This is a genomic window from Photobacterium obscurum (assembly GCF_026191635.1).
In the GTDB taxonomy this organism is placed as follows: domain Bacteria; phylum Pseudomonadota; class Gammaproteobacteria; order Enterobacterales; family Vibrionaceae; genus Photobacterium; species Photobacterium obscurum.
Genome location: NZ_JAKRRW010000023.1, coordinates 72,425 through 87,784, shown reverse-complemented (window position 1 = coordinate 87,784; position 15,360 = coordinate 72,425). Strand labels below are relative to the sequence as shown.

The 15,360-nt window shown below is 47.8% G+C and carries 15 protein-coding genes; 7 read left to right on the top strand and 8 right to left on the bottom strand.

Features of this window, described 5'->3' with window-relative positions; genetic code table 11:
* Window positions 1–434: 434 nt before the first annotated feature.
* The 6 genes from MD588_RS21530 to gmhB form a co-directional block, all read right to left on the bottom strand.
* Entirely contained in the window at window positions 435–1,271 is an 837-nt protein-coding gene (locus MD588_RS21530) for an ABC transporter ATP-binding protein (protein WP_265699786.1), read from the bottom strand.
* A 48-nt stretch (window positions 1,272–1,319) separates the two neighbouring features.
* Window positions 1,320–2,171: an ABC transporter ATP-binding protein gene (locus MD588_RS21525; RefSeq protein ID WP_265699785.1), complete on the bottom strand. Its 852-nt coding sequence runs from the start codon at window positions 2,169–2,171 to the stop codon at window positions 1,320–1,322.
* Between the two features lie 12 nt (window positions 2,172–2,183).
* A complete protein-coding gene (locus MD588_RS21520; RefSeq protein ID WP_265699784.1) occupies window positions 2,184–4,019 on the bottom strand; it encodes an extracellular solute-binding protein in 1,836 nt (611 codons plus the stop codon).
* 27 nt (window positions 4,020–4,046) lie between these two features.
* Complete coding sequence (locus tag MD588_RS21515; RefSeq protein ID WP_265699782.1) at window positions 4,047–5,090, bottom strand: ABC transporter permease; 1,044 nt, start codon at window positions 5,088–5,090, stop codon at window positions 4,047–4,049.
* A 2-nt stretch (window positions 5,091–5,092) separates the two neighbouring features.
* Entirely contained in the window at window positions 5,093–6,118 is a 1,026-nt protein-coding gene (locus MD588_RS21510; RefSeq protein WP_265699781.1) for an ABC transporter permease subunit, read from the bottom strand.
* Window positions 6,119–6,411: 293 nt separating this feature from the next.
* Window positions 6,412–6,966, bottom strand: coding sequence for a D-glycero-beta-D-manno-heptose 1,7-bisphosphate 7-phosphatase (gene gmhB / locus MD588_RS21505; protein ID WP_265699779.1), 555 nt, complete (start codon window positions 6,964–6,966; stop codon window positions 6,412–6,414).
* Window positions 6,967–7,292: 326 nt separating this feature from the next.
* Here gmhB and metN point away from each other — a divergent pair, with 326 nt between their 5' ends.
* The 3 genes from metN (at window position 7,293) to MD588_RS21490 (ending at window position 9,889) form a co-directional block, all read left to right on the top strand.
* Window positions 7,293–8,327, top strand: coding sequence for a methionine ABC transporter ATP-binding protein MetN (gene metN / locus MD588_RS21500; RefSeq protein ID WP_265699778.1), 1,035 nt, complete (start codon window positions 7,293–7,295; stop codon window positions 8,325–8,327).
* The gene (locus MD588_RS21495) at window positions 8,317–9,003 is read left to right on the top strand and encodes a methionine ABC transporter permease (protein ID WP_265699777.1); all 687 of its coding nucleotides are present in this window, start codon (window positions 8,317–8,319) and stop codon (window positions 9,001–9,003) included. Before metN ends, MD588_RS21495 begins: the two co-directional genes overlap by 11 nt.
* A gap of 70 nt (window positions 9,004–9,073) precedes the next feature.
* Window positions 9,074–9,889: a MetQ/NlpA family lipoprotein gene (locus MD588_RS21490; protein WP_265699776.1), complete on the top strand. Its 816-nt coding sequence runs from the start codon at window positions 9,074–9,076 to the stop codon at window positions 9,887–9,889.
* Window positions 9,890–9,959: 70 nt separating this feature from the next.
* Here MD588_RS21490 and ykgO read toward each other — a convergent pair whose 3' ends face one another.
* Window positions 9,960–10,100, bottom strand: a complete 141-nt coding sequence (gene ykgO, locus MD588_RS21485; protein WP_265699775.1) for a type B 50S ribosomal protein L36 — start codon at window positions 10,098–10,100, stop codon at window positions 9,960–9,962.
* 1 nt (window position 10,101) lies between these two features.
* Entirely contained in the window at window positions 10,102–10,365 is a 264-nt protein-coding gene (locus tag MD588_RS21480; protein ID WP_265699774.1) for a type B 50S ribosomal protein L31, read from the bottom strand.
* Window positions 10,366–10,497: 132 nt separating this feature from the next.
* Here MD588_RS21480 and tsaA point away from each other — a divergent pair, with 132 nt between their 5' ends.
* The 4 genes from tsaA (at window position 10,498) to MD588_RS21460 (ending at window position 15,253) form a co-directional block, all read left to right on the top strand.
* Window positions 10,498–11,211 carry a tRNA (N6-threonylcarbamoyladenosine(37)-N6)-methyltransferase TrmO gene (gene tsaA / locus MD588_RS21475; protein ID WP_265699773.1) on the top strand — a complete coding sequence of 238 codons (714 nt, stop codon included), beginning with the start codon at window positions 10,498–10,500 and terminating at the stop codon, window positions 11,209–11,211.
* A gap of 128 nt (window positions 11,212–11,339) precedes the next feature.
* The gene (locus tag MD588_RS21470) at window positions 11,340–13,055 is read left to right on the top strand and encodes a proline--tRNA ligase (RefSeq protein WP_265699772.1); all 1,716 of its coding nucleotides are present in this window, start codon (window positions 11,340–11,342) and stop codon (window positions 13,053–13,055) included.
* A gap of 125 nt (window positions 13,056–13,180) precedes the next feature.
* Entirely contained in the window at window positions 13,181–14,305 is a 1,125-nt protein-coding gene (locus MD588_RS21465) for a patatin-like phospholipase family protein (RefSeq protein WP_265699771.1), read from the top strand.
* Between the two features lie 93 nt (window positions 14,306–14,398).
* Window positions 14,399–15,253, top strand: coding sequence for a GGDEF domain-containing protein (locus MD588_RS21460; RefSeq protein WP_265699770.1), 855 nt, complete (start codon window positions 14,399–14,401; stop codon window positions 15,251–15,253).
* Window positions 15,254–15,360: the final 107 nt, after the last annotated feature.

Genomic DNA, 15,360 nt, shown 5'->3' with positions numbered 1-15,360 from the left:
CAATCTGAGCCATGATCAAACTCTTCAATTTAAGATTTTGGTCGGCTCAACGAATACTGATAATTATCTATAAAAGATAAGAATTGACTGTGCCAAATAATAAGTAAACTTAGTATTTGTATTGGTCACTCAGTTCATTGATACCAAATTTGCTTTCACTTTTAAAAAGTGAAGACAAAAGGTTTGACTAATCATTTCACGAGTGCCCACACAGATTGCATGGTCAAATTGTTAAAGAACAAACTGACTGGTTAGCGGCTTAAGTTGCCGTGCTCCGTGTCAGTGAGGTCGCATTATAGAGAGTTCGATCGTCTTGGCAAGGGCGTTTTTAAAAAAAATCCCACCCAACGAATCAACCGAACAAACTTTATCCAACAACAAAAAAAACGGCCACTTTAAGCACAAGCGTAGCCGCCCGTTCACGACTTCTCTCGTCAAGCTACATGTTCCGTAAATTGCTTAGACTTTTTTCTAATACGATCCCTAGGGTGAGTAATAGGGATGGCCGATAATAACTTTCTCGTATACTCAGCTTGCGGGGAGTCATAGATCTCTTGGACAGAGCCTAACTCAACCAGCTTACCGAAATACATCACGGCAACGCGATCGGAAATATGCTTAACAACCGATAAGTCATGAGAGATAAAAATAATCGCCAGATTCATTTCTTTCTGCAGCTTGAGAAGTAAGTTCAGAATCTGCGCCTGTACCGAGACATCCAGCGCAGACACCGACTCATCACAGATTAGCAGTTTAGGCTTTAGCGCTATTGCACGGGCAATACCTATTCGCTGACGCTGTCCCCCCGAGAACTCGTGTGGATATCGCTCAGCCGACGATTTTGGCAAGCCCACTTTAACCAATAACTCTTTTACCCACTCTCTCCTCTCCGCAGTCGTACCCACGTTATGGATGATATAGGGCTCTTCCAGGATCATTCCGATGGTATGGCGCTGATTCAGTGACTCCATCGGATCTTGGAAGACAATCTGCATTTCTTTACGCAACGGTCGCATCTGCTTGGCAGAAATCGCTGTAATATCGTTGCCTTCAAAAAAGATTTTTCCCTCGGTCGGCTCATACAGTTTTAAAATGGTACGCCCGAGAGTGCTCTTCCCACAGCCGGACTCACCAACTAACCCCAGCGTCTCCCCCCGCGCAACAGAAAATGAAACGCCATCAACCGCTTTAACTACATAACCTTTTTTTAAAATACCTTTACCTGACACAAAGTGCTGTTTTAGGTTTTCAACTCGCAGGATTTCTTCCATATTCACATCCTTTCGTAGGACAGCCTTTATTCGCTGTTAAAACAAGTCCTATCCGTTGAACTCAGGGAAAAGTGCAGTATCAATAGGTTGTTTAGATTCGCTATCTAAACTCGGCATCAACCCCATCAAGCGTTCAGTGTAAGGATGCTGCGGGTTATCAAATAAGTCATAAACATTGGCAAACTCGACAACCTTGCCGCCATACATCACCGCGACATCATCACAGATTTCCGCAACGACGCCTAAATCATGAGTAATAAAGATCATTGCCATCCCGGTTTCTTCTTGTAGGTCAATCATGAGATCGAGAATAGAAGCCTGGACAGTCACATCGAGTGCCGTTGTGGGTTCATCACAGATAAGTATGTCAGGCTTACACGCAAGAGCCATCGCAATCATGACACGCTGGCGCATTCCTCCTGAAAGGTTGTGCGGGTACTCCTTCAACCGCTTTTCCGGCATTGGGATCCTAACCTTAGTTAGCATCTCCAAGCAGTAAGCTTGTCGCTGTTGTTTATTTAACTCAGGGCGATGCAGTTCCAGTACTTCATTTATCTGCCGGCCGACACTATGCACCGGATTCAATGCCGTCATCGGATCCTGGAAAATAACCGAAATACGATTTCCACGCATCGCATACATTTTCTCGGGAGGAAGCGTCACCAAATCTGTCCCTCGATAAAGGATCTGTCCTTTAGTTACTCGGCCGTAGGGCTTGGGCAGCAAACCTATAATCGACATTGCAGTAACGCTCTTACCACAACCCGACTCCCCCACCAAACCAAGGGTTCGTCCTTTTCTGACATCGAAATTAACCCCGTGAAGGACCTTCACTACTCCATCATCAGTCGTGAATTCCGTTTCCAGATCCCTGACACTTAAAATTACATCGGAAGACATACCGCTCTCCTGTTACAGCTTATGCGTGTCATCAATCACAACGACGGGTTCGAAGGTCTTGCCTTTCTTCATTGCGGTCTTGGTTTCTTTCTTCAGATCTTGATCAATCCAAAAAGTTGATAGGTCTATCGGCGAGAACATCGCCTCTGTCTGCTTGGTCATTGCCGGAGTCGGATATTTCACCCAGCGCCAATGTGCCTCTCGGGTATATGGCACCATGTATCCAGGGACAATAATGAAGGCTTCGCTCACCATCTTCTGAATTTCATGCGAGATAACATGTTTTTTGCTCACATCAAATTCCGCGTCAAACGCTTCAATTTTGGCGTCCATTTCAGCCGAGCGGTAATTGGTATGGTTATTGGTTTGCGGTTTGGCATTATCGGAATGCAAGTATTCCCAGTATGACGGGATTTCTCCTGCCCCCATATTTACAAAAGCCAAGTCATGCTTTTTCTCAAGAATATATTTAAACGCTGACGAGCCATCGACTAGGTTCAAGCTGAAATCCAACCCAGCCAGCTTGGCCTGCTCCTTCAAATAGGCTATGCGGGGCGAGTGCATGGGCGTCCCGTAAGTAATCGCAAACGTCAACCTTTGACCATCCTTGTTGACCCGAATACCATCGGAACCAATTTTATCAAAGCCAGCTTTTTCAAAATAATTGACCGCAAGCTCAGGGTTAAACGCTGGCGCTTTGTTATCAGGACGATCATACCCCCCATGACCATAGCCAAGCCCATGCGGCTTACGACTGTAGTCACCACGAAGGACATTTGTAATCATGCCGTCAAAATCGGTCGCGTAAGTGATCCCTGCCCGAATATTCACGTTATCCAGAAGAGGTTTGGCGGTATTCATCCATAGCCCACCAGCGCCCTGAACAACCTGGTTATAGCCCCAAAACTTTGCAATATAACCTTGCTGATAGGGTTTTGAGTTGGCCTTTTCATGCCACAACTGCGGCAATACCAAACCAAAGGTATCCAAATCCCCTTTTTCAAAGTGTTTACGGGCAATATCCGAATCACGGATCACTCGAATACGGACTTTCTCTACGTTATAACGGTTCTGGTAGTACCGATTGGAATAGCCCCACCAGTCTTTACCGACATGCTTAAAAGTAACGCTTTTTCCTTTTTTGACCTTATCCAGATAATAAGCCCCAGCTGTCGGCTCACTTTTAAAGTTGTACTTACGTACAAAATTGTCATCAATACCGTCGCCGTTCTTGTCTTTGCTTAGCTTGAAAAAATGTTCCGGCCGCGGCTGAAGACCATTACTCGGCAAGTTGATTTTTACCATCAGCTCATCATCACTCAGAGCCATTTTTGATTTAATCGCAATCGTGTAGTCATCGAACCTGGTCACCGACTCGATATGATTGACAAAAAAATCGTTATACCAAGGGTCGATAATGTCTTTCGAACGATAGTACTTGAGCATGAACAGGTAATCATCGGCATCAATTTTCTGACCGTCAGACCACTTTGCCTGCGGATTCAGTTTGAAGTACACGGTTTTATGATCTGCTCCAAAGGCCCAGGCTGATGCCAGCTGCGGGATCCACTTTCCGGTATTCGGATGCCTTGCTGCAAGTTTGGGTGCGCCATCCATGAAGAAGCCGCGCAATCCTGAATTTGCATCAGGGCCAACACTCCGTAGGGTTTGGGGGAAGCTCTGCATCGACATTCTCAGCGTGCCGCCAAATTTAGCTTCAGCGGACGCAAACAGCGGCTCATCCATATTGGATACCCAGCTCAAATCAGCGGGCAAAGTATTTGCGTATGCGGACAAGCTTAAAGTTGAGAACACCGCGACTGCGGACAACGTTAGTTTCTCATTCATTTTATACATCCTTGTATTGACGGCGACTCAAATATATCGAGTGAATTTTTTCGGGTCGAAAGCTGCACGTATCGCCTCGCCAATAAATGTCACCATAACTAAGACTAGTACAATGGCCGTGACCACTGAAGTTACTATCCAGGGAGAGTCGAGGTTCGATTTTCCTTGTTGCAGCAATTCTCCCCAACTCGGTGTGGGGGGCATTAACCCTAGCCCCAAATAATCCAACGCGGTTAATGCCGTTATATTGGCGGCAATCGTAAAGGGGGCGAGGGTCACGATCATCACCATGGTATTTGGCAATATATGCTTGAACAAAATTCGAGACGTGGATGCCCCGATGGCTTTGGCGGCCATAACATATTCTCGGGCTGACTCTTTATAGGTCATGGTGCGCATGTACCAGGTCATCCCCATCCATCCGAACAGAACATTAATGGCAACAAACAAGGTAAAGGTTGGCTGGGTGATCGATACCAGTATCATGATGACATAGAGAAACGGCACCATTGACCACACTTCGATAAGTCGCTGAACAAATAAATCAAACTTGCCACCGAAAAAGCCCATAGCACAACCGATGGCCGTTCCAATCGCGTACGAGATAGCCATGGTCAGCAGTGCAAACCCCATCGCCGTTCTAAAGCCATATACCAAGCGCGCCAAGATATCCCGGCCTATAACATCGGTTCCCAGATAGTGTTTGGTAGCCGCATCTGGTGCATTAGGGGGATAATCACCGCTAAAGTCCTGTTCATACGGGTTCCACGGCACCAGTGGCATCACAACAAAGTTGTCCCCGCCTTCCAGCTCGAAAACTCGCTGTAATTTTCGGTAATCCGCCTCGCTGGCAGAGCTTTGTCCATACTCCGAACCTTGACGCACACCACTGAACACCGGGAAGCTGTACTCACCGTTGTACTTCACTACCAGCGCCTTGCTGTTAATCAATAATTCGGCCACAAGAGAGAGAAGCAATAATGTCGTTAGGATCAGAAAAGACCAGTACCCCCGTTTGATCTCTTTGAAACGTTTAATTTTCTTTCTGGTTAACGGGTTCAAGCTCAACATAATTACGCTCCAAACTTCACACGAGGATCGACAAGAGCGACACAGATATCAGAAAGAATATTACCGACCAGCAGCATGGCCGCATTGATAGCGACAATCCCCATTACCACAGGATAATCTCGCTCCATAATCGATTCATAACCAAGAAGGCCTACCCCATCGATATTGAAGATCACCTCGATCAAAAACGATCCAGTCATAAAGAACAGCAGTGAATTACCAAAATGGCTGGCGATCGGGATCAGGCTATTACGGAGTGCATGTTTGCGTACCGCTTTTCTAAAGGGCAACCCTTTGGCTATGGCGGTACGGATGTAGTCGGATGACAGGTTTTCCATCAGGTTATTTTTCATTGTCATCGTCAAGGTCGCGAAGTCACCAATGAGATAACAAATAAGCGGTAATACCGCATGCCACATCACATTCTTTAACTGCTCGTAGGTTGTTTCATAATCGTCGAAATCTTCCCCGACAAAGCCCCCCATCGGGAACCACTCCAAGTGATAACTAAACAATGTTATCAACAGAACACCGACCACATAGCCCGGTAATGCATAGCCAATAAAGAGCAGAATCGAAGAGCCGGAGTCAAACACTGAACCGTGCTTGAGAGCCTTGTAATAACCCAGCGGTATAGAGATAAAATAACTAATAAAGAACGTCATACCACCATAGAACATTGACACCGGCAGACGCTCGGCAATCATCTCAATAACAGGTTCGTAATATCGGGTTGATTCACCAAAATCGAGTACCAGTAACTTTCCAAGCCAATCCGTATAGGCCTCAAATACCGGTTTATCCAACCCGTAAAAGGCATTCAGCTCAGCCATTTGCTCTTCAGATAGCGCAGAACTTCCTCCTGCAGTCGTCATTGATGCCGCACCATCACCTTGTGACTGCATATTGGCAAGCATACGCTCGACAGGACCACCCGGTACGAAACGTGTGATGGCAAAGATAAGAATGGTAATTCCAATGAAGGTCGGAATGACCAATGCCATTCGACGAAGAAAATATGACAACATGTACTGACTTACTCCATGTCTTGCTTTCTCTCAATAAAAAGTTCCAATTCATTAAAAGATAGCAGTAACAAGAAATTTCAGCTTTTAATCAAGGCTATGAGTTGTTCCCAATAAGTCACCTTATCTTAGGCAGATTATCTAAAACACAGGTGTCCAGTGTGGGCTGATGGCATGAAGGCAGTAAACAGAAAGTCAGGGGTAGTAGATACCGATTAGATAAGCCCTACCTGAGAAAATAGCAGCATTAAAAAAGGCCGCCGAAGCGACCTTTTTCTTAATCAATTCTTGCTGTATTAGCGTGCAGCAAGCCATGCCGGCACATCGGCAACACTGTCCAGCACGACACTTGCTAGTGCTTCGCCAGCCTCGGTAACCGGCTTGCCAGTACGGACAAGGATTTTGGTACCAACTTCCGCCGCCTCGGCTGCCTTCATATCATCGGTTTTATCACCGATCATCACCGAGTTGGCCATGTCTATTTTCAGGAAATCTCGGGCCGAGATGAACATCCCCGGCTTCGGCTTGCGGCACTCGCAGTCCTGCAGATAATCGCCCTGGCCTTCTGTCGGGTGGTGAGGGCAATAATAGATACCGTCAAACTCAACACCATTATCGACAAAGTTCCAGTCCATCCACTCGGTCAGGGTCAGGAATTCATCTTCGGTGTACATACCTCGGGCAATTCCTGCCTGGTTGGTTACCAGAACAAGCATATACCCCATCTCCTTGAGCTTTTTACACGCTTCAAAAACACCTTCTACGTATTCAAAGTCATCGACGGTATGAACATAACCATGGTCGACGTTGATCACGCCGTCACGATCGATAAAAACTGCTGGTTTGGCCAAAAGTCAGCCCTCTGTCTATATATATTAAGGCAAATTATCGCATGGCTACGGCAGGGATTCATCTGTTTATATTTTTTGCCTGTAAGTCAGCGGACTATCGACACAGCTAGCCACAAAGCCATTTAGACGTCTAGACGTAAAAATATCTATTGACTTAGCCATCTAGACGCCCTAGCATCAACACAACAGATGCGTTTAAGAAACACTTTACGCACAAAACAATGACAATGTAAACACAACAAGTAGCATTACGATATATCTGTGATTACAGGCTTTTACCTTCGTAAACTTTGCCTGGGCAGCAGGTATACATATCAGGAAGTTCGATGATAGAAATAAATAGAGTAAATAAAGTGTTCTATCAGGGGGAGAAGGAAATCAACGCGCTGCGTGATATCAATCTGACCATTGAGCAAGGCACCATCTTCGGCGTAATCGGTTCATCAGGGGCAGGTAAAAGTACCCTAATCCGTTGCGTCAACTTGCTGGAAAAGCCTACCAGCGGCCATGTCATCATTGACGGCATCGATCTAACCCAGCTCTCTAGCAAGGAACTAACACTTGCCCGCCGTAAAATTGGCATGATCTTCCAGCACTTCAACCTGCTGTCATCACGAACAGTATTCGACAATATTGCCCTGCCGCTGGAGCTGGCAGGCAAAGGGAAGAAAGACATCAAAGCCAAGGTCAATGAACTGCTGCAACTGGTTGGGCTGGCCGACAAGAGTGAATCATATCCATCGAACCTCAGTGGCGGCCAGAAGCAGCGGGTAGCTATTGCCCGGGCACTGGCCTCCGATCCCAAAGTCTTGCTGTGTGACGAAGCAACCAGTGCACTGGATCCGGCAACCACTCAATCGATTCTGACCCTGCTCAAAGAGATTAACCGCAAGCTGAATCTGACCATTTTGCTAATCACCCACGAAATGGATGTAGTCAAAAGTATCTGCGCCGAGGTGGCTATCATCGGTGACGGCGAGCTGGTCGAGAAAGGACCTGTCGGTGACATTTTTGCCCACCCGAAGACAGATCTTGCCCGAAACTTCATCCGCTCGACCCTGGATTTATCGATCCCCGAGGACTATAAGGCCCGCCTTGTCGAAAGGCGCGTAACAAACAGCTATCCGCTAGTCAGGCTGGAATTTACCGGTGCATCAGTTGATGCCCCACTGATCAGCCAAGTCGCCCGCGAATTCAATATCGATATCAGCATTCTAAGCTCCGATATGGATTATGCCGGAGGGGTAAAATTCGGCCTGATGATGGCTGAGTTCTTTGGCACAGAGCAGGCCGCCGATCAGGCAATTGCTTTTCTTCGTGATCACAAAGTTAATGTAGAGGTACTGGGTTATGTGGCCTGAATCTATTTCCAGCTGGTGGCAGGCCAACGAACGCCTGACTTTCTTGCTAATCGATGCGCTGGGTGAGACGTTAATCATGGTATTTGCCTCCGGGCTGATTGGCTTTGCTATCGGTATTCCTGTCGGGGTAGCCCTTCATCTCACCAAAGATAACGGCCTGTTAGAGAACCGAAACCTGAACAAGGTACTGGGAACGGTTACCAATATCGGCCGCTCTATCCCATTCATTATCCTGCTGGTTGCAATTATCCCGTTCACCCGCTTTGTGGTCGGTAGCTCAATTGGTACTGCGGCTGCAATCGTACCGCTGACCGTCGGGGCGATCCCATTTATTGCCCGCCTGGTCGAAGGGGCCCTTTTGGAAGTGCCGACCGGTCTGGTTGAAGCGGCTCAGGCAATGGGTGCAACCCCAAGCCAGATCATCAGCAAGGTCCTTCTGCCAGAGGCACTACCGGGCATTATCAATGCGGTCACCATCACACTCGTTACCCTCGTCAGCTACTCGGCAATGGCCGGTACGGTCGGTGGCGGTGGTCTGGGTGATGTCGGTATCCGTTACGGTTACCAGCGCTTTGACGGCACTGTCATGCTGATCACCGTTATTATGCTGGTCGTCTTAGTCCAGCTGATTCAATCGGTAGGTGACTACATGGTCAAACGAGCTGATCACCGCTAAACAGAAAAAAACATTAACTAATAATTACCATCTAGTATTACGGAAAACCCCCGCTTTAAGGAGAAATAACATGGCGCTTAATCTGAAGAATCTTTTCGCCGTCGCAAGTCTGGCATCGGCACTTGTACTAACGGGCTGTGGAGAAAAAGAAGCCACCGTCGACAACAGCAAGATTAAAATTGGGGTTATGGCTGGGGCAGAAGCCCAGGTAGCCGAGGTGGCTGCCAAGGAAGCCAAGGATAAATATGGCTTGAATGTAGAACTGATCACCTTTACCGACTACGTCTCACCCAATGCAGCTCTGGAAGAAGGCTCTATCGATATCAATGCCTTCCAGCACAAGCCTTACCTTGATCAGCAGGTAACCGACCGCGGTTATAAGTTTGCGGTAGCAGGTAATACCTTTGTTTACCCAATCGCGGCTTACTCTAGCAAAATCAAATCGATTGACGAGCTAAAAGAAGGCGACCAAATTGCGGTACCGAATGATCCAACCAACCTGGGGCGTTCACTGCTGCTGCTTGAGCAACAAGGTCTGCTAAAACTGAAAGAGGGTGCCGGCCTGACAGCAACCGTACTCGATATTATCGACAGCCCGAAGAACCTGAAAATTGTCGAATTGGAAGCTGCACAGCTACCGCGCTCGCTTGACGATGTGCAACTTGCGATCATCAACACGACCTATGCCAGCAGCATCAACCTGACACCAGAACGTGACGGTGTCTTTGTAGAAGATAAAGAGTCGCCATATGTAAACCTGATTGTTGCCCGCGAAGACAACGTCAACGCAGAGAACGTACAAACGTTCGTTAAGGCCTACCAGTCAGAGGCTGTATACACGGCGGCAAAAGAAATCTTCCAAGGTGGCGTGGTTAAAGGCTGGTAATGCGGTTTGCCATCAATAGATAAACCCGAAAAGGCTTCTCGCTATGAGAAGCCTTTTTGTCAGGCGTATACTACTTTTTCCTGGCCTTCCCTTGTACTGCCTTGAACCGGGGATTGGTCTTGCAAATCACATAGACTCGGCCTCGGCGCTTCACTATCTGGCAATCGCGGTGGCGGGCTTTGGCACTTTTCAGTGAGCTTAACACCTTCATCCTACTCTCCTTTCTTCGTACCAAATTGGCCAAAACGACGACTGAAGTTTGCCATCCTGCCTTCTGTACTGATCACCCGCTGCTTGCCGGTATAAAACGGATGTGATTCAGAGGAAACATCCAAGGTGTAATAAGGGTATTCCTTACCATCTTCCCAGGTAATGCTCTTATCGGTCTTCAGCGTCGACCCCACCAAGAAATATTTATCGACACTGGTGTCGTGGAAAACAACAGTTCGGTACTCGGGGTGGATACCTGGTTTCATTTTATACTCCTTAACTAACAACCCTTTCGGGTGAGATATGTTATAATATAACACTTGATAACAATTCTCATCAAGACTTCGTTTGCATTTTTATGATATTTTCTGCATCAAACAAATCGAGGCGTTATCCAGATGACCTATCAAATTGAGCCAATTGGTATTATTCGCTCACCCTACAAAGAAAAATTTGCCGTGCCACGCCAACCGGGATTAGTACCCAGCGCCCGTTCCGAAATCGTACTGCAAGGCGACGCCAATGCCCTTGAAGCCGTGCGAGGACTCGAGCAATTTAGCCATCTGTGGCTGTTATTCTTATTTGACCAAAATCTGGAAGCCGGCTGGCGACCAACAGTCCGCCCTCCTCGCCTCGGCGGCAATGAACGTATCGGGGTGTTTGCCAGCCGGGCAACCTTTCGGCCAAACGGTATCGGAATGTCAGCAGTTGAATTCAAGGGGATCCGCCAAGACGGAAAAAATGTCATTATAGAGCTAGGCGGGGTTGATCTGGTCGATGGTACCCCGATTGTCGATATCAAGCCCTATATTCCCTACTCCGACAGCCTGCCACTGGCGACTGGCGGGTTTGCGAGCGAGGAGCCCGATACCTTACAGGTGATCTTTACTGACAAGGCCGAATCACAACTTACCGGCCGCCAACTGGCAAGGCAACGGGCCGTCATAGAAGAAGTGCTGGCGCAGGATCCAAGACCAGCCTACAAAAAAGGCAAGCATGACACCAAGGAATACGCCGTCCATTTATTCGACTACAATGTTAAGTTCACTGTCGATGACAAAAAAGTAACCGTCACCGCCCTCGAAAAGCCGATGGCGAAACAAAAAGATTAAACGTACGCCGGCCTGTTCCCTTTGGCGAACAGCCAAATGGCTGGTAGTATATACGGTTACCGCCTCTTTGGGCGGTTGGGGATGTCCCCATCACTTATCAAATTCATATCAACCAACGGATACCATCAATGCGTACCAGTAAATATCTTCTTTCAACGCTGAAGGAGACTCCAAACGACGCAGAAGTTATCAGCCACCAGCTGATGCTACGTGCAGGTATGATCCGTAAGCTGGCTTCAGGTCTTTATACCTGGCTACCTACAGGTCTGCGTGTTCTGCGTAAGGTCGAAAACATTGTTCGTGAAGAAATGAACAATGCCGGTGCAGTCGAAACGTTAATGCCCGTGGTTCAGCCCTCTGAACTATGGGAAGAAACAGGTCGCTGGGACAAATTTGGTCCAGAGCTGCTACGTATCGCTGACCGTCACGACCGACCGTTTGTACTAGGTCCGACTCACGAAGAAGTGATCACGGACATGGTTCGCAACGAAGTGAAATCTTACAAGCAGCTTCCGCTGAACCTATACCAGATCCAGACTAAATTCCGTGACGAAGTTCGCCCACGCTTTGGTGTAATGCGTTCTCGTGAGTTCATCATGAAAGATGCCTACTCATTCCACCTGGACAAAGAAAGCCTGGTTGAAACCTACGAGACAATGCACCAAGCATACTGCAACGTATTCAGCCGCATGGGGCTGGATTTCCGTCCAGTACTGGCTGACACAGGTTCAATCGGTGGTTCTGGTTCTCACGAGTTCCACGTATTGGCTGAAAGTGGCGAAGACTTAATTGCCTTCTCAACTGACTCTGACTACGCTGCGAACATCGAAAAAGCAGAAGCGCTAGCACCGACAACTGAACGTGCAGCACCAACGGCAGAGATGACGCTGGTTGATACTCCGAATGCGAAAACTATCGCTGAGCTAGTTGAACAACACGGTATCGCTATCGAAAACACAGTGAAAACTTTGTTTGTGAAAGCATCTGATGACGTTGAAGCAGATCTGGTTGCACTGATCATCCGTGGCGACCACGAGCTGAACGAAATCAAGGCAGAAAACCTATCTTGTGTTGCGACGCCACTTGAGTTCGCGACAGAAGAAGAAATTCGTGCCCTGGTTAATGCAGGTCCTGGCTCACTAGGCCCGGTTAACCTACCTGTGCCATTCATCGTTGACCGCTCTGTAGCGGTAATGAGTGACTTCGGTGCTGGTGCCAACATCGACGACAAACACTACTTCGGTATCAACTGGGGTCGTGACGTTGAGCTAGGCCAGGTTGAAGATCTACGTAACGTTGTTGAAGGCGATCCAAGTCCATGTGGTCAAGGTACCCTGCTGCTGAAACGCGGCATCGAAGTAGGTCACATCTTCCAGCTAGGTAACAACTACTCTAAGTCAATGAACGCTGCCGTTCTTGGTCCTGATGGTAAAAACACCATTATGGAAATGGGTTGTTACGGTATTGGCTGTACCCGTGTAGTGGCTGCTGCTATCGAGCAGAACAACGACGAAAACGGCATTATCTGGCCAGACGCTATCGCACCGTTCCAGGTTTCTATCGTACCAATGAACATGGCGAAGTCTGCTGAAGTTAAAGAAGCGGCTGAAAAGCTATACGCTGAACTAACGGCAGCCGGTATTGAAGTACTATTTGATGACCGTAAAGAACGCCCAGGTGTGATGTTTGCGGATCATGAGCTAATTGGTATCCCTCACACTATCGTTATCGGTAACCGTAGCCTAGAAAATGGCGAGATGGAATATAAAGACCGTCGTGCGGGCACCAAAGAAAGTGTTGCGATTGCCGACATCGTTGAGTTTGTTAAGCAGAAATTGGCTTAATAACTTAACCCGCTAGAAAAAGCCTCCCTCGCGGAGGCTTTTTTATTTTCTGCGCCAGCTAACCTTTCGACTCCGGCTTATTTCCTTGTATAGTTAGGAGAATGAAGAATACGAGAAGCGTTTGAATGGCAAAGGATAAGCCAAAAATCAGCTTGTTATTATCTGGAGGCGGAGCGCGGGCGGCCTATCAGGTCGGAGTGCTCAAAGCCATTGCCGAGTGGTATCCCCGGGTTCATCATAGTCCGTTCACTATCTATTGCGGCACCTCAGCCGGTGCTATCAACGTTACCTCTATTGCCTGTTATGCCTCCTGCTTTAGGCTCGGCGTCAAAAAGCTGGAATGGATCTGGTCACGACTGCATAGCCGACGAGTTTTCAGCGCCAGTGCCTACGGAATGACGAGCTACCTCGCCAATCAATGGTTTGCCCGCCTGCAGGCTGATCACCATGCTCGCCCGCCCTTCGGATTGTTAAATAGCCGCCCGCTGCGTCAGTTACTAAACCAGGTGAATAACTATAAACGGCTGGAAAAGCAAATTCTTGCCGGAAACCTGCACGGTATATCAATTACCGCCTCAAGCTACAAAAGTGGCCAGTCGGTAAGCTTCTTCCAGGGCCAACAGGAATTAACCGAATGGGACAGGGCCAAGTCAAAAGGACGCCGGTCATTAATCACCACAGAGCACTTACTAGCATCTGCGGCAATTCCGCTGGTCTTTCCCGCAACCCGCATTGGTCAGGCCTATTATGGTGACGGCTCCATCCACCAGCTTGCTCCGCTGAGACCTTCGCTGAAAATGGGAGCCGACAAGATACTCATCATCGATTTAATCAACCAAAAACTCAGCCAAAGGGATCCCACCAAAGCCCCCGGCTTAGCGGCTCTTGGCGGACACCTGATGGATACCATCTTCAGCGATACCCTGACAGCCGATCTCGAACACCTATCGCGTACCAATTCCTTATTGCAGGCTCTGCCCGAATCAGAGCAGAAAATGCTGGGCATGAAAATTGTTGACCATATCCACCTTTTTCCGAGCCAATCTTTCGAGCCCCTGGCACAGGAAAATTATTGCCACATGCCGCCGATGACACGGGCATTAATGCGATTAGCAGGGATCAGCCCCAAAGATGATGCCGCCATCACCAGTTATATTTTGTTTGAACCTGCCTACATTAATGCCCTGATTGAGCTCGGATATCAGGACACTCAGGAACAAGAGACGATCCTCCGCAATTTTTTGAAATAAAATCAGTAGATTATTAATAAAAAAACGGCATAGCTGTTGAAATGGCTTAATATTTGCCTATAGTTAACCTCTTATCTTTTTTTTGACGCTTTTATGGATCCAATTCTCTGGAATAATATTTTTGCGGAAAATAGCAAACCAAGGGCAAAACCCCTTGGTGCTGATCAGCGCCTGTTGATCCTGCAAAAGCTCCAGGGGAAACTGGACCTCGGCCTGATATTTGAAATTTTCACCCGTGAAGTTGAAAAACAAATCGATATTAGCCGTCTTGTATGGGAATTAGACGCCACGTCTACCTTAATCCGCCGAGGCAAGGCCACCCAATACCGTCAGAGCTTTGTCCTGCGCTTTAGTGATAATGAGCTGGGCAAGTTGCAGTACAGCACTCCCTACCCCCTCGATAAGGATGAGATTAACCTTCTTCATACCTACCACCGGTTGTTTGCCGGCCCACTAATGAATGCAATTGAATATCGCCGTGTCAAAAATATGGCTCTGCGCGATTACCTGACCACACTAGGTAACCGCAACAGCTTTGAGCAAGATATTCTCCATGCGATTGCCATGAGTGAGCGCAGAAATGTCGGGCTGGTATTGCTGATGTTTGATCTGGATAATTTCAAGCAAGTTAACGACCGTTTTGGCCACCTTGACGGTGACAAGGTCATTCGCCGTTTTGCTGCGATCCTCAAACAAGCCGTCCGGGCCTCTGATCGCTGCTACCGCATCGGCGGGGATGAGTTTGCAATTATCCTTCAGCCAGCAACCGACAAGTCGGCGCTGCATGTCGCCAAACGCGTACAGCAGCTCATGGCCGATGACCAGACATTGCGTACGTTAAAGATTGGTTCATCCTGTGGGTTCTCTGAATACCAGAAAGGCGATAGTACCACCACCTTGGTCGACCGTGCAGACCGTCAGCTCTACCGCCACAAGCGCAAAAAATAACCACTCTCAACGATTCTCAATCGCTTTGCCATATTCATTCCCCGTACCTCTGGTATAGTAATATCCAGCGACTGTCTTACAGCCAGCCCCGAATACTGATTTCATCA